Here is a 19,025-nt window from a genome sequence, read left to right on the forward strand (position 1 = left end):
TTCATGGCAAAGTTTTTTATCGATCGCCCGATCTTCGCGTGGGTGATCGCCATCATCCTGATGCTGGCCGGGATTGCGGCGATCTTCACGCTGCCGATCTCGCAGTATCCGACGATCGCGCCGCCATCGATCCAGATCACCGCGAACTACCCGGGCGCTTCCGCGAAGACGGTGGAAGACACGGTGACGCAGGTGATCGAGCAGCAGATGAGCGGTCTCGACAACTTCCTGTACATGTCGTCGACGAGTGACGACTCGGGCAACGCAACGATCACGCTGACCTTCGCGCCGGGCACCAACGCCGACATCGCGCAGGTGCAGGTGCAGAACAAGCTGTCGCTCGCGACGCCGGTTCTGCCGCAGGTCGTGCAGCAGCTCGGTCTGTCGGTCACGAAGTCGAGCAGCAGCTTCCTGCTGGTGCTCGCCTTCAACTCCGAAGACGGCAGCATGAACAAGTACGACCTCGCGAACTTCGTGGCGTCGCACGTGAAGGATCCGATCAGCCGGCTGAACGGCGTCGGTACCGTCACGCTGTTCGGCTCGCAGTACGCGATGCGGATCTGGCTCGACCCGAACCGCCTGACCAACTACGGCCTCACGCCGGTCGACGTCAGCTCGGCGATCACCGCGCAGAACGTGCAGATCGCCGGCGGCCAGATCGGCGGCACGCCGGCCACGCCGGGCACCGTGCTGCAGGCGACGATCACCGAATCGACGCTGCTGCAGACGCCCGAGCAGTTCGGCAACATCCTGCTGAAGGTCAATCAGGACGGCTCGCAGGTTCGCCTGAAGGACGTCGCGCAGATCGGCCTCGGCGGCGAAAACTACAACTTCGACACGAAGTACAACGGTCAGCCGACCGCGGCACTCGGTATCCAGCTCGCGACCAACGCGAACGCGCTCGCGACCGCGAAGGCCGTGCGCGCGAAGATCGACGAGCTCGCACCGTTCTTCCCGCACGGCCTCGTCGTCAAGTATCCGTACGACACGACGCCGTTCGTGAAGCTGTCGATCGAGGAAGTGGTCAAGACGCTGCTCGAAGGTATCGTGCTCGTGTTCCTCGTGATGTATCTGTTCCTGCAGAACCTGCGGGCGACGATCATCCCGACGATCGCGGTGCCGGTCGTGCTGCTCGGTACGTTCGCGATCATGTCGCTGGTGGGCTTCTCGATCAACACGCTGTCGATGTTCGGTCTCGTGCTCGCGATCGGCCTGCTGGTCGACGATGCGATCGTGGTGGTCGAGAACGTCGAGCGCGTGATGGCGGAAGAGGGGCTGTCGCCGAAGGAGGCGACCCGCAAGGCGATGGGCCAGATCACCGGCGCACTCGTCGGCGTGGCGCTCGTGCTGTCGGCGGTGTTCGTGCCGGTGGCGTTCTCCGGCGGCTCGGTCGGCGCGATCTATCGTCAGTTCTCGCTGACGATCGTGTCGGCGATGGTGCTGTCGGTGCTGGTCGCGTTGATTCTGACGCCGGCACTGTGCGCGACGATCCTCAAGCCGATCCCGCAGGGCCATCACGAAGAGAAGAAGGGCTTCTTCGGCTGGTTCAACCGCACGTTCAACAACAGCCGCGACAAGTACCACGTCGGCGTGCACCACGTGATCAAGCGCTCGGGCCGCTGGCTCATCATCTATCTGGTCGTGATCGTCGCGGTCGGGCTGCTGTTCGTGCGCCTGCCGAAGTCGTTCCTGCCCGATGAAGACCAGGGCCTGATGTTCGTGATCGTGCAGACGCCGTCGGGTTCGACGCAGGAAACGACCGCGAAGACGCTCGCGAACATTTCCGACTACCTGCTGAAGGACGAGAAGGAAATCGTCGAATCGGCGTTCACGGTCAACGGCTTCAGCTTCGCGGGCCGCGGTCAGAACTCCGGTCTCGTGTTCGTGCGCCTGAAGGACTACTCGCAGCGTCAGCATGCGAACCAGAAGGTGCAGGCGCTGATCGGCCGGATGTTCGGGCGCTACGGGAGCTACAAGGACGCGCTCGTGATCCCGTTCAACCCGCCGTCGATTCCGGAACTCGGTACGGCCGCCGGCTTCGACTTCGAGCTGACGGACAACGCCGGTCTCGGCCACGATGCGCTGATGGCCGCACGTAACCAGCTGCTCGGGATGGCGTCGAAGGATCCGACGCTGCAGGGTGTCCGTCCGAACGGCCTGAACGATACGCCGCAGTACAAGGTCAACATCGACCGCGAGAAGGCGAATGCGCTGGGCGTGACGGCGGATGCGATCGACCAGACGTTCTCGATCGCGTGGGCGTCGAAGTACGTGAACAACTTCCTCGACACCGATGGCCGGATCAAGAAGGTGTACGTGCAGGCCGACGCGCCGTTCCGGATGACGCCGGAAGACATGAACATCTGGTACGTGCGCAACGGGTCGGGCGGGATGGTGCCGTTCAGCGCGTTCTCGACCGGTCACTGGACGTACGGTTCGCCGAAGCTCGAGCGCTACAACGGCGTGTCGGCAATGGAAATCCAGGGTCAGGCCGCACCGGGCAAGTCGACCGGTCAGGCGATGGCCGCGATGGAAACGCTCGCGAAGAAGCTGCCGGTCGGTATCGGCTATTCGTGGACGGGCCTGTCGTTCCAGGAAATCCAGTCCGGTTCGCAGGCGCCGATCCTGTACGCGATCTCGATCCTCGTCGTGTTCCTGTGTCTCGCGGCACTGTATGAAAGCTGGTCGATCCCGTTCTCGGTGATCATGGTCGTGCCGCTCGGCGTGATCGGTGCGCTGCTCGCGGCCACGATGCGCGGCCTCGAGAACGACGTGTTCTTCCAGGTCGGCCTGCTGACCACCGTCGGCCTGTCCGCGAAGAACGCGATCCTGATCGTCGAGTTCGCACGCGAACTTCAGGTGACGGAGAAGATGGGGCCGATCGAGGCCGCGCTGGAAGCGGCGCGCCTGCGGCTGCGTCCGATCCTGATGACGTCGCTCGCGTTCATTCTCGGCGTGATGCCGCTCGCGATCAGCAATGGCGCGGGGTCGGCCAGCCAGCACGCGATCGGCACGGGCGTGATCGGCGGGATGATCACGGCGACGTTCCTCGCGATCTTCATGATCCCGATGTTCTTCGTGAAGATCCGTGCGATCTTCAGCGGCGAGAAGGAAGATGCCGACGAGGCGCTGCGCCTGGCTCAGGAGCACTCGCACCACGAAGAGAAGCCGGGCAACGGCGACGAAGGCAACAAGGGACAGTGATGATGCAAAAACACGCTTTGACTGCAATCGCAGTCGCGCTCTTTGCCACGGGGTGCACGATGGCGCCGCATTACACGCGGCCCGACGCACCCGTCGCGCAGGCGTATCCGGCCGGCGGCGTCTACGCGACGCAGCCGGGCGCGGCCGGCGCGCGCAGCGCGAACGGCCAGGCGGCGACCGCCATCGGCTGGCGCGAGTTCTTCGTCGATCCGCGCCTGCAGCGGCTGATCGAGATCGCGCTGAAAAACAACCGCGACCTGCGCGTGTCGGTGCTGAACATCGAGGCGGCGCGTGCGCAGTACCAGATCACGCGTGCGGGGCTGTTCCCGACGCTCGACGGTACGGGCACGGGCAGCATCCAGCGCGTGCCGCAGGGTCTTTCGCAGACCGGTGCGCCGTACATCTCGCGCGCCTACAACGTCGGGCTGTCGGCGTCGTGGGAGCTCGACCTGTTCGGCCGCGTGCAGAGCCTGAAGGATCAGGCGCTCGCGCAGTACCTGTCGACGTCGTACGCGCGGCAGGCGTTCGAGATCTCGCTGGTGTCGCAGGTGGCGGATCAGTACCTGACGCTGCTGTCGACCGACGATCTGCTGAAGGTCACGGAGGACACGCTGAAGACCGCGCAGGCGTCGTACGACCTGACCAAGCTGCAGTTCGACAACGGCACGGGCTCCGAGCTCGAGCTGCGTCAGGCGCAGACGGTGGTCGAGACGGCGCTCGCGAACCAGCAGGCGCAGGCGCGTGCCCGCGCACAGGCGCTGAACGCGCTGGTGCTGCTGATCGGCGAGCCGCTGCCGGACGATCTGCCGGCCGGCATGCCGCTCGACGCGCAGAACCTGCTGACGGACGTGCCGGCTGGCCTGCCGTCGGATCTGCTGACGCGTCGTCCGGACGTGATGCAGGCCGAGCAGACGCTGCTGGCCGCGAACGCGAACATCGGCGCGGCGCGCGCGGCGTTCTTCCCGAAGATCTCGCTGACGGGCGCGTTTGGCACCGGCAGCCCGACGCTGGGCGGGCTGTTCAAGGCCGGCACGGCGGCGTGGTCGTTCGCGCCGCAGATCACGATGCCGATCTTCGAAGGCGGTCAGAACATCGCGAACCTGAACCTCGCGCATGTGCAGAAGCGCATCGAGATCGCGAACTACGAGAAGGCGATCCAGTCGGCGTTCCGCGAAGTGTCGGACGGGCTCGCCGCACGCGGCACGTACGACCAGCAGATCGCGGCGCTGGAGCGCAACGAGCACGCGCAGCAGCGTCGCTTCGATCTGTCGGACTTGCGTTACAAGAACGGTGTCGACAGCTATCTGTCGGTGCTGACCGCGCAGACGGATCTGTACTCCGCGCAGCAGACGCTGATCAGCGCGCGTCTGGCGCGCTGGACGAACCTGGTCGACCTGTACCGCGCACTCGGCGGTGGGTGGATCCAGCGTGCAGGCGAAGCGCCGCGCGCGCCGGATGCACCGGTCGACTACGACAAGGCGGCGGCTCCGGCGCCTGCGTCGGCGACTGCGACGAACGGGTAAGTACAGAGAGGGGCGGGCGCGGTTTGCCGCGCTTGCGCTTCGAACCGGCTGTATGCGGAAACGAGAACGCCACGGACGACAGTTCGTGGCGTTTTCTTTTGCGCTGTCGAATCGTGCGGGGAATCAAGCAAAACGCCACGGCATGCCGTGGCGCTTTTCGTTACCGCTGCGCGCCATCGTCCGGCGCGGCGCGATCAGTGGTGCACGTCGGCGGGCCGCCCGTCGAAGTCGTGCCCTGCGCGCCGAATCTCGCAGCGCGCATCCTTTTCGCCTTTCACGCCGTTGAACACGATGTTCAGGATCACGGCGCTGGCCGACGCGAGCAGGATGCCGCTGTGCAGGATCGGCGCGAGCGCGGGCGGCAGCTTCGAGAAGAAGTGCGGCGACACGACCGGCACGAGGCCCATGCCGACGCTCACGGCGACGATGAACAGGTTGTGCGAGTTGTTCACGAAGTCGACCTTCGACAGCACCTTGATGCCGTTCGCGGCGACCATCCCGAACATCACGATCCCTGCGCCGCCGAGCACGAACGGCGGCACCGACGCGACGACCTGCGCCATCTTCGGGAACAGGCCGAGCAGCACGAGGATCACGCCGCCCGTTGCGCACACGAAGCGGCTCTTCACGCCCGTCACGCCGATCAGGCCGACGTTCTGCGAGAACGACGTATGCGGGAACGAGTTGAAGATGCCGCCGATCAGCGTGCCGAGGCCGTCGACGCGCAGGCCGCGCACGAGGCGCTCCTGGTTGACCGGCCGATCGACCATGTCGCCGACCGCGAGGAACATGCCGGTCGATTCGATGAACGTGACGAACATCACCGTGACCATCGTCGCGATCGACAGCGGGTCGAAGTGCGGCCAGCCGAAGTGGAACGGCATCACGAAGCCGACCCACGGCGCGAGCGACACGCCTTCCGTGTTCACGCGGCCGATCGCGAACGCGATCACGAAGCCGGCGACGATGCCGAGCAGCACCGAGATGTTCGCGATGAAGCCGCGGCCGAACTTGTTGATCAGCAGGATCAGCGTGAGCACGAGCAGCGACAGGCCGAGATAGACCGGGCTGCCGTACTCGGGGTTGCCGACGCCGCCGGCCGCCCAGTTGATGCCCACTTCCATCAGCGACAGCCCGATCACGGCGATCACCGTGCCGACGACCACCGGCGGGAAGAACCGCAGCAGCTTGCCGATCGTCGGCGCGAGCACGATGCCGATGATGCCGGCCGCGATGGTCGAGCCGAAGATGTCGAGAATGCCGAGGCCGGGGTTCGTGCCGATCGCGATCATCGGGCCGACTGCCGCGAACGTGCAGCCCATGATGACGGGCAGGCGGATCCCGAAGATCCACAGGCCGAGCGTCTGGATCAGCGTGGCGATGCCGCACGAAAACAGATCGGCGCTGATCAGGAACGCGATCTGGTCTTTCGGCAGCTTGAGCGCGCCGCCGACGATAAGCGGCACGGCGACGGCGCCGGCGTACATGACGAGGACGTGTTGCAGGCCAAGCGTTACCAGCTTGCCGGTCGGCAGCACCTCATCGCACGGATGGACCGTGTTCGATTGCATCTGTCTCACTCCATGATCTTGTTTTCGGGGTGATACGAAGTTATTCGGAATGAATCCATGCAACAAGAGCACTGGGTTCTATTCCGTTCTTTGCTGGTTCGATATGCCATTTCGGTATGGAGCAGGGGCGCGATCATCGGGAAACTGCCGCAGGAGTGAGGTCTACCGGTTTTATAGCGCTTCAAAATAGCGCCGGCCCCCCTGCCAAATATGGGCTGCTTTATGGTGTGTATCGGGTGGGCCGCATAGTGGCAAAAAGCGGTGTGCGGAAATCGTGCCGGGTTAACCCGCGAACGCCCGCTTTTGCGTGCAAGGTGCGGCCCGGTGGAACGCGGCGGCCCGAGCGCACTTTCGATGCGTCGCAGCGGCGGCAAAAAGGGGGGGCGCACATCGCGATCCCGTTATCATCGACATCCGTTCATACGAATCCCCCTCACGTCATGCGCCTGCTCGGAATCGATCTCGGCACCGGCTCCGTCAAACTCGTCACGCTCGATGCCGACGGCGTCGAGCGGGCCGTCGCGAGCGAACCTTATGGGTTGTCGTCGCCGCAGCCCGGCTGGGCGGAAATCGCGCCCGACACCTGGTGGCAGGCGCTCGTGCGCGCGGCCGCGCGGCTGCCGGCCGACGAGCGCGCGCAGGTCGCGGCGATCGGCTTTTCGGGCCAGATGCATGGCGTCGTGCTGATCGATGCGGCCGGCCAGCCGGTGCGGCCCGCGCTGCTGTGGCCCGACACGCGCGCGGTGCGCGAGGCGGATGCGGCCGGCTGGGCCGCCGCCGGATTGCCCGCCGCCGGATTGCCCGTCGCCGGATTGCCTGTCCCACCGAACCCCGTCGCGCCCGGCATGGCAGGACCGCTGTTGCGCTGGCTCGCGCTGCACGAACCCGATGCGCTGCGTGCCGCGCGCTGGGCCGTCCAGCCGAAGGACTGGCTGCGCATCGCGCTCGGCGGCGACGTCGCCGCCGATCCGAGCGACGCGTGCGCAACGGCGCTCGCGACGCCCGACGGTGAGTGGGACGGTGCATTGATCGACGCACTCGGCCTGCCGGCCGATCGCTTCGCGCCGGTTCGTGCGTCCACCGCGCGCTGCGGCGTGCTCGGCGCGCAGGCTGCCGCCGCGCTCGGCCTGCCGGCCGGCGTGCCGCTCGCGACGGGTGCGGCCGATACCGCGTGCGCGGCGCTCGGCAGCGGGCTGGCCGCGGCCGGCGATGCGCTGCTGACGACTGGCAGCGGCGGGCAGATCGTCGTGCTCGCGGATGCGTTGCCGCCCGCGCGGCGCGGCTTGCATCGCTATCGCGCGGCGGCCGGCGGCGGCTACTACACGATGGCGGCGATGCAGAACGTCGGGCTCGCGCTCGAAGCCGTGCGCGGCTGGCTCGGCTACGCGCGATGGGCCGACGCGTATGACGACGCATTCGCGCAGCCGGCGTCCGAGCGGCTGTGCTTCCTGCCGTACCTGACCGGCGAGCGTTCGCCGTGGATGAACCCCGATGCGCGCGGCGGCTGGCTCGGCCTCGGGCTCGGCGACACGCGCGGCGCGATGATGCGCGCCGCATTCGAAGGCGTCGCGTTCGCGTTGCGCGCGGGGCTCGATGCAATTCGCGATGCCGATCGCAGCGATGCGGTGACGACGCTGCGCCTCGCGGGCGGCGGCTCGGTCGATCCGCGCTGGCGCCAGTTGCTCGCCGACGCGCTCGGTGCGTCGCTGCACGCGATCGATTGCCCGAACGCCGCGACGCGCGGCGCCGCATTGCTCGCGGGCGTCGCGATCGGGCACTGGCAGGAAGACGCGTTGCGCGCGCTGGCGCCGAGCGCATCGCCGGTTGCCGCACCGCACGACGATTGCCAGCTGGCCGTACGCCACGCACGTTTCGTCGATCTGTACGCCCGCACGGATGCATGGTTCACGACGGGCGTTTAAACTCGGACACTTGTTCTTTTGCGCCAGCGATGACGCATCCTGGCAAGCCGACGACCGTTTCCCGCACGCGATGCGCGGCGGGAGCGGCCATCATGGCGAGCACGAGATGCTTGCGCCGTGCCGCGCGGCACGGCTTCGACCGCTTTGCATGAAACCCCGGCCGGCGCCGCACGCCGGCCCGGGCCGATCTCACCGACACACAGGAGTGACACGATGAAAACGAAAGCCGCGATTGCATGGAAGGCGGGTGCGCCGCTGACGATCGAGGAAGTCGATCTCGAAGGGCCGCGCGCAGGCGAAGTGCTGATCGAAGTGAAGGCGACGGGCATCTGCCACACCGACTACTACACGTTGTCGGGCGCCGATCCGGAAGGGATCTTCCCGGCGATCCTCGGCCATGAAGGCGCGGGCGTGGTGGTCGACGTCGGCCCCGGCGTCGGCACCCTGAGGAAGGGCGATCACGTGATTCCGCTCTACACGCCCGAATGCCGCGAGTGCAAGTTCTGCCTGTCGCGCAAGACCAACCTGTGCCAGAAGATTCGCGCGACGCAGGGCAAGGGCCTGATGCCGGACGCGACGTCGCGCTTCTCGCTCGACGGCAAGCCGCTGTTCCACTACATGGGCACGTCGACGTTCTCGAACTACATCGTCGTGCCGGAGATCGCGGTCGCGAAGGTGCGCGAGGACGCGCCGTTCGACAAGATCTGCTACATCGGCTGCGGCGTGACGACGGGCGTGGGCGCCGTCGTGTACTCGGCGAAGGTCGAGGCCGGCGCGAACGTGGTCGTGTTCGGCCTCGGCGGGATCGGCCTGAACGTGATCCAGGGCGCGAAGATGGTCGGCGCGGACAAGATCATCGGCGTCGACATCAACCCGAAGCGCGTCGAGCTCGCGAAGAAGTTCGGGATGACGCACTTCATCAACCCGAACGAAGTCGAGAACGTCGTCGACCACATCGTGCAGCTGACCGACGGCGGCGCCGACTACTCGTTCGAATGCGTCGGCAACGTGAAGTTGATGCGCCAGGCGCTCGAGTGCACGCACAAGGGCTGGGGCCAGTCGTTCATCATCGGCGTGGCGGCAGCGGGCGAGGAGATCAGCACGCGTCCGTTCCAGCTGGTGACGGGCCGCGAGTGGAAGGGCTCGGCGTTCGGCGGCGCGCGCGGGCGCACCGACGTGCCGAAGATCGTCGACTGGTACATGGAAGGCAAGATCAACATCGACGACCTGATCACGCACACGCTGCCGCTCGAGCGGATCAACGAAGGCTTCGACCTGATGAAGGCCGGCGAGTCGATCCGCTCGGTCGTGCTGTACTGACCGGGAGCGCACCGCCATGCTCGAACTCGTTTCCTCGCATGCGTGCCACGGCGGCGAGCAGCGCTTCTACCGTCACGATTCGGCGGCCATCGGCCTGTCGATGAAGTTCTCGGTGTATCTGCCGCCGCAGGCCGCGCACGGGTGCGTGCCGGCGCTGTTCTATCTCGCGGGGCTCACGTGCACCGACGAGACGTTCGCGATCAAGGCCGGTGCGCAGCAATACGCGGCGCAGCATGGGATCGCGCTCGTGATGCCCGATACGAGCCCGCGCGGCGCGGGCGTGCCGGGCGAGACCGATGCGTGGGACTTCGGCGTCGGCGCGGGCTTCTACGTCGATGCGACCGAAGCGCCGTGGTCGACGCATTACCGGATGGAGTCGTACGTGACGGGCGAGTTGCGCGAGCTGGTCGCGGCCGAGCTGCCGATCGACGGCGCGCGGCTCGGCATCTTCGGCCATTCGATGGGCGGGCATGGGGCGTTGACGCTCGCGTTGCGTCATCCGGGGCTGTACCGGTCGGTGTCGGCGTTCGCGCCGATCGCCGCGCCGACCCGCTGCCCGTGGGGCGAGAAGGCGTTCTCCGGCTATCTCGGCGCCGATCGCGATGCGTGGAAGGCGCATGACGCGAGCGAGCTGGTCGCGCGTGCCGATGCGCCGAAGTTCGCGGATGGCATCCTCGTCGATCAGGGGCTCGCCGATCAGTTCCTCGCGAACCAGCTGAACCCCGACGTATTCGAAGCCGCGTGCGCGAAGGCCGGCCAGCCGCTGACGCTGCGCCGTCATCCGGGCTACGACCACGGCTACTACTTCATCTCGACGTTCATCGCCGATCACCTCGCGCATCATGCGCGTGTGCTTGCGCGGTGAGCCGCCCTGACGCCACGTCGTTGCGCTTCAGCGGGCGACGTGGCTGTCATCCTTCGCTACGCATTCAGCCGGGGCGCCCGCCCGGAAAAATCACCTGTCGCTGCAAATTCGTACTCGTTCTATAGGATGCCAAATCGATTCGCCGAATAATGATCGACGATTTAATCGCGGTGAATTTGTTCGAGCGAGGCTTTGACCTGAATGGGCGACATGGTTTGCGAGGTATCAAACAACTCCCCGAACCGGGGTCTCCTTCGCTTCGTCATTCATGTCGCATGCGTCGTCGGATTGCTTGTCGTTATCACGATCACCGGGAACAAGTATGCGTGGATGCATGAAATCGATCCAACCGTCGCGATCGACGCGATCAAGGACGAAACTGGCGACCATACGCTGGTCAGCTATGCATTGCTCATGGTCGTTGCGATCGCACAGGTCGTGTTGCTCGCGAGGTCCAGGGCCACAGGTGCCAAACCCTGGATCGGGTTCCTAATCCTCGCGGCAACGGTGGTGTGCGCATGGAGAGCGATCTCGTAACGCCATCCACGCGCATGCAAGTCATCATGCCCTGCGCAACAAGCTCGCCCCATACACGAGCGCCGACAGCGCGGTGATCCAGAAGCTCGTCGGCCAGTCGGTGTGATACGCGAGCACGATGCCGGCCCACGCTTCGAACAGCGCGAACAGCGCGGCGAGCAGCACGCCCGTCGACAGTCGCGTCGACACGTTCTGCGCGGCCGCCGCCGGCCCGACCAGCAGCGTGAACACGAGCAGCACGCCGACGATCTGCGTCGCCGAGGCCACTGCGAGCGCGCACACCGCGAGGAACAGCACCGACACCATGCGCAGCGACACGCCCTTGGCTTCGGCCAGTTCGGGCTGCAGTGACGCGAACAGCAACGGCCGCGCGATCAGCGCGAGCGCGGCGAGGCTCACCGCGCCGATGCCCGCGAGCACCGCGAGCGTGTCGTGGCTGACCGCGAGCACGTTGCCGAACAGCAGCGCGGTGACCTGCGTCGCGAACGACGTGTAGAAGTGCAGGAACAGCAGGCCGAAGCCGAGCGCGCCGGACAGGATCACGCCGATCGCGACGTCGCGGCCCGCGAGCTTTTCGCCGAGCGCGCCCATGCCGATCCCCGCCGCGAGCGTGAAGCCGACCATCCCCCAGATCGGCGAGATGCCGAGCAGCACCGCGCCCGTCGCGCCGGTGAAGCCGACGTGCGACAGCGCGTGGCCGGCGAAGGTCTGCCCGCGCAGCACCAGGAAATAGCCGACGATGCCCGCGAGCACCGCGACGATCCCCGACGCGGCGAACGCGTTGATCATGAAGTCGTATTCAAACATCGTGCGAATGCCCGGGATGAGCGTGTCCGTGGTGATGATGGCCGTGGCCGCCGCCACCGCCGTGCGAGTGACCGTCGTCGTCCTCGTGTTCGTGATCGTGCTTCTCGATCTCGACGTCGCCCGACATCACGAAGATCTTGCCGTTCACGCGCATCACGTCGATCGGCGATCCGTAGAGCCGCGACAGCACGGGCTTCGTGATCACCTCGTCGACGGTGCCGAGCGCCGCGACGCCGTTGCCGAGATACAGCACGCGGTCGAGCGCGTTCAGCAGCGGATTCAGTTCGTGCGCGGAGAACAGCACGGTGATGCCGAGCTCGCGCTGCACGTTGCGCACGAGTTCGACGACGCCGCGCTGGTGGTTCGGGTCGAGGCTGATCAGCGGCTCGTCGAGCAGCAGCAGCTTCGGGCTGCCGAGCAGGCATTGCGCGAGCAGCAGGCGCTGCCGTTCGCCGCCCGACAGTTCGGACAGCGGCCGGCGCGCGAGCGACGTGCCGCCGACGAGATCGAGCACGCGATCGACGTCGCGGCGCGTGGCCGCGTTCGTGTGCGGCAGGCCCCAGCGGTGGCCGTCGGCGGCCATCGCGACGAAATCGTAGCCGCGCATCCGGCGGTTCGCGAGGCCGCTCCTGATCTGCGGCATGTAACCGATCGATGCGTTGCCGCGCACGACCGGCACGCCGCCGACCGACAGCGTGCCGGCCGACACGGGGACGAGGCCGAGCACCGCGCGCATCAGCGTCGTCTTGCCCGCGCCGTTCGGCCCGAGCACGCCGACGAATTCGCCGGGCTCGACCGAGAAGCTGACGTCGCGCAGGATCGTGCGTCCGCCCAGTTCGAGCGTGACGCGATCGAGTGCGAGGGCGTGGGGAGTGGCGGTCATGTCGTTACGGTTGTCTTATTACTTGCCGGCTGAAAGCGCGTTGGCGAGCGCGTCGAGCTGGCCGGTCATCCATTGCTGGAAGGTCTTGCCGGCCGGCTGCGTCTCGGTGACGCTGACGGTCGGCACGCCGCCGTCGCGCGCGATCTTCAGCATGCGCTTGGTCATCGGTTCCTCGGCCTGGCTGTTGTAGATCAGCACGCGCACCTGCTTCTTGCGCAGGTCGCCCTCGAACGCGGCGACGTCCTGCGCGCTCGCCTCGGTGTCGTTCATCGTCGCGAGCTGGAAGCGCTGGTTGCGCATGTCGAGGCCGATCGCGTCCGACATGTAGCCGAACACGGGCTCGGTGGCCGTCACGGGCGCGCCCTTGTACTTCGCGCGCAGTGCGGCGACCTTGTCGTCGACGGGCTTCAGCGACGCAACGAACTTCTGCAGGTTCGCATCGTACTCGGCCTTGTTCGCCGGGTCGGCGCGGCCGAGTTCGGCCGCGATCGCGCGTGCGGCCGCCGGCATCGTCGCCGGGTCGTACCACAGGTGCGGGTTGTCGCCGGCCTTCTTGCCGACCAGATCGGCGACGACGATCGTCGCGCGCTTCGCCTGTTTCGATGCGCCGAGCAGCTTGCCCATCCACGGGTCGTAGTTGGCGCCGTTGTAGATCACGACCTGCGCGTGCTGCAGCGCGCGGGCCGTCTTCGGGCTCGCTTCGAACAGGTGCGGGTCCTGATCCGGATTGCTGAGGATGCTGGTGACCGCGACGTGGCGGCCGCCGATCTGCGACGCGACGTCGCCGTAGAAATTCTCCGCCGCGACGACGTTGACGGTCGCGGCCTGCGCGACCACGGGCGCGGTGAACGACAGCGCGGCGACGGCAGCGGCCAGCCAGCGGACAGGCGACAGGGCGCGCCGAGGCGCGCGCTTCAGGGCAAGGGACATGGAACTCCTCGTTGGAAGGGCGGCGGGTGCGCCGCGCGATGCGGCGTCAGCGCTGCGCGGGCTTGCGCTTGCAGTGCCCGCACAGGCCGCTCAGCTCGACGACTTGGTGGTGGACTTCGAAACCGTGCGCGGGCTCGCTCGCGGACAACTGCTTCGCGAGGTCGCCGCCGGGAATCTCGACGGTGTCGCCGCACGAATCGCAGATCAGGAACTGGCCTTCGTGCGGCACGCCGATCTCGCAGCACGCGAGGAACGCGTTCTTCGATTCGATCCGGTGGATGAAGCCGTGCTCGACGAGGAAATCCAGCGCGCGATAGACGGTCGTCGGCGGCACGCGGCCGCGTTGCGGTTCGAGTTCGGCGAGCAGGTCGTACGCGCCGATCGGGCGCTGCGCGACGAGCACGCGTTCATAGACCTGGCGGCGCAGCGGCGTCCACGCGAGCCCGTGCTCGGCGGCGAATGCGTCGGCCCGGGACAGCCGGGCGTCAATGGACGATGAGGTAGCCATGGCGTGAAGCAGGGCGATGAAACACAGTATCGTGATGATATAACGTATCGTCGCGCCGTGCAGCGCGAATTCCGTTTCCACCTTTTCCCGTCCTCGCTCCGTCCCCTTCATCGTCGATACCACTGCGCCGCACCGTGCGGCCCGCGCCTTGCGGGGCGTGCGCGGCGAGGCGTCGTCGCGTGCCGTCGTGCCGCAGCGCGTCATAGAAAGCCGTCACGTCGTCTTGACAGCGCGTATCGCGTATCCGATCATTCGATCACTAACAGAGCAATTGATCGGTCCGCGAGCGTTCGCTCACTTCGCGGCCGTCGTGCAGCAGAACGAACCGGAGACAACCAGTGAGACTGGAAGACAAGGTCGCGATCCTGACGGGCGCCGCAAGCGGCATCGGCGAGGCGGTCGCGCAACGCTATCTGGACGAGGGCGCGCGCTGCGTGCTCGTGGACGTGAAGCCGGCAGGCGGCTCGCTCGCACGGCTGATCGAGGCCAACCCGGGCCGCGCGGTGGCCGTCACGGCCGACGTCACGCGCCGCGACGACATCGAGCGGATCGTCGCCACGGCGGTCGAGCGCTTCGGCGGCGTCGACATCCTGTTCAACAACGCGGCGCTGTTCGACATGCGCCCGCTCCTCGACGAATCGTGGGACGTGTTCGACCGGCTGTTCTCGGTCAACGTGAAAGGGCTGTTCTTCCTGATGCAGGCGGTCGCGCAGCGGATGGTCGAGCAGGGGCGCGGCGGCAAGATCGTCAACATGTCGTCGCAGGCCGGCCGTCGCGGCGAGGCGCTCGTTTCGCACTACTGCGCGACCAAGGCCGCGGTGATCAGCTATACGCAGTCGGCCGCGCTCGCGCTTGCGCCGCACCGGATCAACGTGAACGGTATCGCGCCGGGCGTGGTCGACACGCCGATGTGGGAGCAGGTCGATGCGCTGTTCGCGCGCTACGAGAACCGGCCGCTCGGCGAGAAGAAGCGGCTCGTGGGCGAAGCCGTGCCGCTCGGGCGCATGGGCGTGCCGGGCGACCTGACGGGCGCCGCGCTGTTCCTCGCGTCGGCCGACGCCGACTACATCACCGCCCAGACGCTGAACGTCGACGGCGGCAACTGGATGAGCTGACATGGCGCCGCTCGCACGCGCCAGTCGCCAGCCGGCCCGCGACGCGGCGCCATCGCCGCACGCCGCGGCCGCCGTCGAACGAGGAGGGCGCGCCTGATGGCCGAGATCGTCGTCGCTGGCGAACTGCTGGCCGAATTCGTCGCCGCCGAGCGCGGCCAGGGTTTCGATACGCCCGGCCTGTTCGAAGGACCGTTTCCGAGCGGCGCGCCCGCGATCTTCGCCGACCAGGCCGCGCGGCTCGGCGCGCGCGTCGCGTATGCGGGCTGCGTCGGGCGCGACGCGTTCGGCGATGCGATCGTCGCGCGGCTCGAACGCGACGGTGTCGACGTCGCGCGCATCCGCCGCGTCGCCCGCCCGACCGGCACGGCGTTCGTCGCGTATCGCGACGACGGCTCGCGCAGTTTCGTGTTCAGCTTGTCCACCAGTGCGGCCGCGTGCGTCGATGCGTCCGACGTCGACACCGCAATGTTCGACGGCTGCCGCTACTTTCACGTGATGGGCTCGTCGCTGACGAGCGAGTCGGCGATCGCGGCCGTGCAGCGCGGCGTGATCGAGGCCGCGCGCGCGGGAGCGAAGGTGTCGTTCGATCCGAACGTGCGGCCGGAAATGCTGAGCTTCCGCCCGATGCGCGCGGCGCTCGACGAGATGCTCGCCGCATGCCACCTGTTCCTGCCGAGCGAAGCCGACCTGCCGTTCTTCTGCGGGCCGCAGCCGGCCGAGCGGGCGATCGCGGGCCTGCTCGCGACGCATCCGCTGCTCGAGCGCGTCGTGCTCAAACGCGGCGCGCAAGGCAGTGTCGCGTTCGATCGTGCGAGCCGCGTCGACGCGCAGGCTTATCCTGTCGACGAAGTCGATCCGACCGGCGCGGGCGACTGCTTCGGCGGCACGCTGGTCGCGAGCCTCGTCGCGGGCTTGGCCGTCGACGTCGCGTTGCGCCGCGCGAACGCGGCCGGTGCGATCGCGGTCACGCGGCGCGGCCCGATGGAAGGCAACAGCAGCGCGGCCGAGATCGACCGCTTCCTGACCGAACGAGGTATCGCATGTCCGGCCTGACGACCGTTGCCGAGCGCACGCGCACCGCGCACGCGGACACCGTGCTGCGGATGATCTTCGACGCGAACCGCGCGGACGCGCAGCGCGGCATCTATTCGATCTGCAGCGCGCACCGGCTCGTGCTGGAGGCCGCGTGCGAAGCCGCGCGCGCGGACGGCTCACCGCTGCTGATCGAGGCGACCTGCAACCAGGTGAACCATCTCGGCGGCTATACGGGCATGACGCCCGCCGATTTCCGCCGCGACGTCGATGCGATCGCCGCGCGCTGCGGCCTCGCGCCGTCGGCGCTCGTGCTCGGCGGCGACCATCTCGGCCCGAACCCGTGGCGGCACCGCCGCGCGGCCGACGCGATGCGTGAAGCGGCCGCGATGGTCGCGGCCTACGTCGAAGCCGGTTTCGAAAAGATCCATCTCGATGCGAGCATGGCGTGCGCGGACGATCCGGCGCGGCTCGACGATCGCACGATCGCCGCGCGCGCGGCCGAGCTGTGCCGCGTCGCGGAAGACGCGGCGGCGCGCGCCGGCATCGCGCCCGTCTACGTGATCGGCACCGAGGTGCCGACGCCGGGCGGCGAAGTGAGCGGCGACGCCGGTAGCGACGCGAGCGGCGATGCGATCGCGCAGATCGCGGTCACGCGTGGCGACAGCATCGCGGCGACGCTCGACGCGCACCGCCGCGCGTTCTCGGCGGCCGGGCTCGACGATGCGTGGACGCGCGTCGTCGCGATCGTCGCGCAGCCGGGCGTCGACTTCGACGATCGCCACGTGCTCGATTACGACAGCGCGAAGGCGGCGTCGCTCGGCGCGAGTATCCTGCAAACACCGCGCCTCGTGTTCGAAGCGCATTCGACCGATTATCAGACCGAAGCCGCGCTCGCGGCGCTCGTGCGCGACCACTTCGCGGTGCTGAAGGTCGGCCCCGCGCTGACGTTCGCGCTGCGCGAGGCGCTGTTCGCGCTGACGTTCATCGAGGACGCGCTGATCGACGACGTCGCGCAGCGCTCGCGGTTGCGCGAGGTCGTCGATGCGGCGATGCGCGCGCAGCCCGAACACTGGGCGCCGTACTACCGCGGCGACGAGACCGCGCAGCGGCTCGCGCGCCAGTTCAGCTACAGCGACCGCATCCGCTATTACTGGCTGCAGCCGGCCGTCGCGGCCGCGGTCGAGCAGCTGTTCGGCAACCTCGCGCGGCAGCCGGTGCCGGAAACGCTCGTCGCGCAGTGGCTGCCGGACGTCTACGCGGCATGCCGCGCGGGCGGCCTCGCGAAGGAGCCGCGCGCCTGGGTGCGCCACCGGATACGCGACGTGATCGCGCACTATGCGCGCGCGTGCGGGATGCAGCGGCCGGCATGACGGGCCGCGAAGGAAACGACGCAACACCACGCAAGACCGACGACATTTCGAACAATCACAGGAGACATGCCATGCAACGAAAGATGCTCGACGCCGCCGCACGCTGTTTCGCCGGAGCCGCGCTCGCGACGGCGGCCTGCGCGGCGTCCGCCGGCACGCTGACGATCGCGACGCTGAACAACCCCGACATGATCGAGTTGAAGAAGCTGTCGCCGGCGTTCGAGAAGGCGAACCCCGACATCAAGCTGAACTGGGTGATCCTAGAGGAGAACGTGCTGCGCCAGCGCGCGACGACCGACATCACGACCGGCAGCGGCCAGTTCGACGTGATGGCGATCGGCACCTATGAGACGCCGCAGTGGGGCAAGCGCGGCTGGCTCGCGCCGATCACGGGGCTGCCCGCCGACTACGACCTGAACGACATCGTGAAGACCGCGCGCGACAGCCTGTCGTACAACGGCCAGCTGTACGCGCTGCCGTTCTACGTCGAAAGCTCGATGACGTTCTACCGCAAGGACCTGTTCGCGGCGAAGGGGCTGAAGATGCCCGACCAGCCGACCTACGACCAGATCGCCGAATTCGCGGACAAGCTCACCGACAAGTCGAAGGGCACCTACGGGATCTGCCTGCGCGGCAAGGCCGGCTGGGGCGAGAACATGGCGTACGTGTCGACGGTCGTGAACACGTTCGGCGGCCGCTGGTTCGACGAAAACTGGAACGCGCAGTTGACGTCGCCCGAGTGGAAGAAGGCGATCAATTTCTACGTGAACCTGTTGAAGAAGAACGGCCCGCCGGGAGCGAGCTCGAACGGCTTCAACGAGAACCTGACGCTGACCGCGTCCGGCAAGTGCGCGATGTGGATCGACGCGACGGTCGCGGCCGGGATGCTCTACAACAAGCAGCAGTCGCAGGTGGCCGACAAGATCGGCTTCGCGGCCGCGCCGGTCGCCGCGACGCCGAAGGGCTCGCACTGGCTGTGGGCATGGGCGCTGGCCGTGCCGAAGACGTCGAAGCAGCAGGACGCCGCGCGCAAGTTCATCGCGTGGGCGACGTCGAAGCAGTACATCGAGATGGTCGGCAAGGACGAAGGCTGGGCGTCGGTGCCGCCGGGCACGCGTACGTCGACGTATCAGCGCGCCGAGTACAAGACCGCCGCGCCGTTCTCGGACTTCGTGCTGAAGGCGATCGAGACGGCCGACCCGAACGATCCGTCGCTGAAGAAGGTGCCGTACACGGGCGTGCAGTACGTCGGGATTCCTGAATTCCAGTCGTTCGGCACGGTGGTCGGGCAGTCGATCGCGGGTGCGGTCGCGGGCCAGATGTCGGTCGACCAGGCGCTCGCCGCGGGCCAGGCCGCCGCCGACCGCGCAGTGCGGCAGGCCGGCTACAAGAAGTAACGCGCAAGCCGTCGCGCGGCCTGCATCGTGCGCCGTGG

Annotated in this window: 15 protein-coding genes; 10 read left to right on the plus strand and 5 right to left on the minus strand. The window is 67.6% G+C overall.

Annotated features, from left to right (window positions below; translation table 11 throughout):
- Positions 1-3 precede the first annotated feature (3 nt).
- Positions 4-3,204: an efflux RND transporter permease BpeB gene (bpeB, locus tag HWX14_RS33755; RefSeq protein WP_175886453.1), complete on the plus strand. Its 3,201-nt coding sequence runs from the start codon at positions 4-6 to the stop codon at positions 3,202-3,204.
- Positions 3,204-4,727: an efflux transporter outer membrane subunit gene (locus HWX14_RS33760; protein WP_175886454.1), complete on the plus strand. Its 1,524-nt coding sequence runs from the start codon at positions 3,204-3,206 to the stop codon at positions 4,725-4,727. Before bpeB ends, HWX14_RS33760 begins: the two co-directional genes overlap by 1 nt.
- 194 nt (positions 4,728-4,921) lie before the next feature.
- Here the strand turns inward: HWX14_RS33760 and HWX14_RS33765 are convergent, their stop codons facing one another.
- Complete coding sequence (locus HWX14_RS33765) at positions 4,922-6,298, minus strand: nucleobase:cation symporter-2 family protein (protein WP_175886455.1); 1,377 nt, start codon at positions 6,296-6,298, stop codon at positions 4,922-4,924.
- A gap of 440 nt (positions 6,299-6,738) precedes the next feature.
- On the opposite strand from HWX14_RS33765, the gene HWX14_RS33770 reads away from it, so the two are divergent.
- From HWX14_RS33770 to HWX14_RS33785, 4 genes are all read left to right on the plus strand, one after another.
- Positions 6,739-8,220: an FGGY family carbohydrate kinase gene (locus HWX14_RS33770; protein WP_175886456.1), complete on the plus strand. Its 1,482-nt coding sequence runs from the start codon at positions 6,739-6,741 to the stop codon at positions 8,218-8,220.
- 213 nt (positions 8,221-8,433) lie between these two features.
- Positions 8,434-9,540, plus strand: a complete 1,107-nt coding sequence (locus tag HWX14_RS33775; protein ID WP_011353045.1) for an S-(hydroxymethyl)glutathione dehydrogenase/class III alcohol dehydrogenase — start codon at positions 8,434-8,436, stop codon at positions 9,538-9,540.
- A gap of 16 nt (positions 9,541-9,556) precedes the next feature.
- Positions 9,557-10,405: an S-formylglutathione hydrolase gene (gene fghA / locus HWX14_RS33780; protein ID WP_175886457.1), complete on the plus strand. Its 849-nt coding sequence runs from the start codon at positions 9,557-9,559 to the stop codon at positions 10,403-10,405.
- 201 nt (positions 10,406-10,606) lie between these two features.
- Positions 10,607-10,942: a hypothetical protein gene (locus HWX14_RS33785; RefSeq protein ID WP_175886458.1), complete on the plus strand. Its 336-nt coding sequence runs from the start codon at positions 10,607-10,609 to the stop codon at positions 10,940-10,942.
- 24 nt (positions 10,943-10,966) lie between these two features.
- Here the strand turns inward: HWX14_RS33785 and HWX14_RS33790 are convergent, their stop codons facing one another.
- Genes HWX14_RS33790 through HWX14_RS33805 form a run of 4 tightly spaced genes read right to left on the minus strand, consistent with a single transcriptional unit; the run spans position 10,967 to position 14,070 of the window.
- Positions 10,967-11,749: a metal ABC transporter permease gene (locus tag HWX14_RS33790; protein WP_175886459.1), complete on the minus strand. Its 783-nt coding sequence runs from the start codon at positions 11,747-11,749 to the stop codon at positions 10,967-10,969.
- Positions 11,742-12,632 (minus strand): ABC transporter ATP-binding protein, encoded by an 891-nt coding sequence (locus HWX14_RS33795; protein ID WP_175886460.1) that lies wholly within the window; start codon positions 12,630-12,632, stop codon positions 11,742-11,744. The genes HWX14_RS33790 and HWX14_RS33795 overlap by 8 nt, the downstream gene beginning before the upstream one ends.
- An 18-nt stretch (positions 12,633-12,650) precedes the next feature.
- Entirely contained in the window at positions 12,651-13,562 is a 912-nt protein-coding gene (locus tag HWX14_RS33800; protein WP_175886461.1) for a zinc ABC transporter substrate-binding protein, read from the minus strand.
- Positions 13,563-13,608: 46 nt separating this feature from the next.
- Positions 13,609-14,070 carry a Fur family transcriptional regulator gene (locus HWX14_RS33805; RefSeq protein WP_126363094.1) on the minus strand — a complete coding sequence of 154 codons (462 nt, stop codon included), beginning with the start codon at positions 14,068-14,070 and terminating at the stop codon, positions 13,609-13,611.
- Positions 14,071-14,408: 338 nt separating this feature from the next.
- Here HWX14_RS33805 and HWX14_RS33810 point away from each other — a divergent pair, with 338 nt between their 5' ends.
- The 4 genes from HWX14_RS33810 to HWX14_RS33825 all read left to right on the plus strand — a co-directional run bounded on the left by HWX14_RS33810 (position 14,409) and on the right by HWX14_RS33825 (position 18,987).
- A complete protein-coding gene (locus tag HWX14_RS33810; RefSeq protein ID WP_048988957.1) occupies positions 14,409-15,185 on the plus strand; it encodes an L-iditol 2-dehydrogenase in 777 nt (258 codons plus the stop codon).
- A gap of 96 nt (positions 15,186-15,281) precedes the next feature.
- Positions 15,282-16,238, plus strand: a complete 957-nt coding sequence (locus tag HWX14_RS33815; protein WP_175886462.1) for a sugar kinase — start codon at positions 15,282-15,284, stop codon at positions 16,236-16,238.
- Positions 16,226-17,590 (plus strand): D-tagatose-bisphosphate aldolase, class II, non-catalytic subunit, encoded by a 1,365-nt coding sequence (locus HWX14_RS33820; RefSeq protein WP_175886463.1) that lies wholly within the window; start codon positions 16,226-16,228, stop codon positions 17,588-17,590. Before HWX14_RS33815 ends, HWX14_RS33820 begins: the two co-directional genes overlap by 13 nt.
- A 71-nt stretch (positions 17,591-17,661) precedes the next feature.
- A complete protein-coding gene (locus HWX14_RS33825) occupies positions 17,662-18,987 on the plus strand; it encodes a sugar ABC transporter substrate-binding protein (RefSeq protein ID WP_175886464.1) in 1,326 nt (441 codons plus the stop codon).
- The last annotated feature ends 38 nt before the right edge of the window (positions 18,988-19,025 follow it).

The organism is Burkholderia sp. BCC0044, assembly GCF_902832955.1.
Classification (GTDB): domain Bacteria; phylum Pseudomonadota; class Gammaproteobacteria; order Burkholderiales; family Burkholderiaceae; genus Burkholderia.

What these genes read in the sequence shown, in the direction of transcription:
- bpeB (WP_175886453.1), top strand. Translation starts at nt 4, where the DNA reads ATGGCAAAGTTTTTTATCGATCGCCCGATCTTCGCGTGGGTGATCGCC.
- HWX14_RS33760 (WP_175886454.1), top strand. Translation starts at nt 3,204, where the DNA reads ATGATGCAAAAACACGCTTTGACTGCAATCGCAGTCGCGCTCTTTGCC.
- HWX14_RS33765 (WP_175886455.1), bottom strand. Translation starts at nt 6,298, where the DNA reads ATGCAATCGAACACGGTCCATCCGTGCGATGAGGTGCTGCCGACCGGC.
- HWX14_RS33770 (WP_175886456.1), top strand. Translation starts at nt 6,739, where the DNA reads ATGCGCCTGCTCGGAATCGATCTCGGCACCGGCTCCGTCAAACTCGTC.
- HWX14_RS33775 (WP_011353045.1), top strand. Translation starts at nt 8,434, where the DNA reads ATGAAAACGAAAGCCGCGATTGCATGGAAGGCGGGTGCGCCGCTGACG.
- fghA (WP_175886457.1), top strand. Translation starts at nt 9,557, where the DNA reads ATGCTCGAACTCGTTTCCTCGCATGCGTGCCACGGCGGCGAGCAGCGC.
- HWX14_RS33785 (WP_175886458.1), top strand. Translation starts at nt 10,607, where the DNA reads ATGGGCGACATGGTTTGCGAGGTATCAAACAACTCCCCGAACCGGGGT.
- HWX14_RS33790 (WP_175886459.1), bottom strand. Translation starts at nt 11,749, where the DNA reads ATGTTTGAATACGACTTCATGATCAACGCGTTCGCCGCGTCGGGGATC.
- HWX14_RS33795 (WP_175886460.1), bottom strand. Translation starts at nt 12,632, where the DNA reads ATGACCGCCACTCCCCACGCCCTCGCACTCGATCGCGTCACGCTCGAA.
- HWX14_RS33800 (WP_175886461.1), bottom strand. Translation starts at nt 13,562, where the DNA reads ATGTCCCTTGCCCTGAAGCGCGCGCCTCGGCGCGCCCTGTCGCCTGTC.
- HWX14_RS33805 (WP_126363094.1), bottom strand. Translation starts at nt 14,070, where the DNA reads ATGGCTACCTCATCGTCCATTGACGCCCGGCTGTCCCGGGCCGACGCA.
- HWX14_RS33815 (WP_175886462.1), top strand. Translation starts at nt 15,282, where the DNA reads ATGGCCGAGATCGTCGTCGCTGGCGAACTGCTGGCCGAATTCGTCGCC.
- HWX14_RS33820 (WP_175886463.1), top strand. Translation starts at nt 16,226, where the DNA reads ATGTCCGGCCTGACGACCGTTGCCGAGCGCACGCGCACCGCGCACGCG.
- HWX14_RS33825 (WP_175886464.1), top strand. Translation starts at nt 17,662, where the DNA reads ATGCAACGAAAGATGCTCGACGCCGCCGCACGCTGTTTCGCCGGAGCC.